General features: G+C 64.6%; 1 pseudogene. It reads left to right on the forward strand.

The features are described from left to right. Window positions 1-886, forward strand: a pseudogene (locus EN879_RS37455) (SPOR domain-containing protein); the annotation flags it as partial.

Consider the following 886-nt stretch of genomic DNA (forward strand, 5'->3'; position numbering starts at 1 on the left):
AGCCGTGCCGTCCGTCGAGCCCGCTTTCGCGTCCGACATTGGCGATGCCGTCGCCGGTTCGCTCGAGGACGTGTCCCCCTTCGAGGACGATCAGTCGATGGCGGACGAGCTTGCCGCCTCGCTCGACCAGGACCTTCGGATCGATGAGGAAGCCGAAGAGGCCCTGTACAGCGTTGCCGATACGCCCGCTTCTGTCGAGCCGGTTGCCTCCGATGACGAATTCGACGATGCGGTGGCAATGTCGCTTGAAGACGAGCTGATGCTCGACGACCATTCGGCGGCGGAACAGTCATTCATGGCCGCCGATCCCGTCGAGCATGCCATGCCGGAGCAGGCGGCGGCGCTTGACGGCCAGGCAATCTCCGACGAGAGCTTTGCTGGCCTCGACGATGCCATGGCCGATGTCGACATGGATTTCGACGTTCGCGCGGATGAGCCGATCGCCTTCGACGAGCCGGAAGCGCATGAAGTGCTTGCCGATGCTGCGGACTCAACAAGCGAGATTTCCAACCCTGAAGGCCTGTCGGACGATGCCTTCGACCTGAACTTTGAAGATTCGTTCGCCGAAACGGTCGAAGAGCCGGTCGCCGAAGTTGCTGCCGCTACGATCCAGCCGGCGGCGCCAGAAGCCAATGTCGCGCCGGCGGTGCACGCCCCGATTGCGGACGAACGGAGCCTGGAAGACGAGTTGAATGCGCTGCTGGGCGCCATGACTTCCCGCACGGCGCCGGTGGCCAGCGAGCCTGTCACGGCTCAGCCGGCTGTCGCTGCCCCGCCGCCTGTTGCCCAGCCTGCCGAGGAACCGGCCGACCTTGTCGGCGACCTCGACTGGGATCTTGACGAAACCACGCCTGAGCAGAATCGACATGTTGGCACGGCCCAAGCG

Source organism: Mesorhizobium sp. M7A.F.Ca.AU.002.02.1.1 (assembly GCF_003998535.1).
Lineage (GTDB): Bacteria > Pseudomonadota > Alphaproteobacteria > Rhizobiales > Rhizobiaceae > Mesorhizobium > Mesorhizobium ciceri.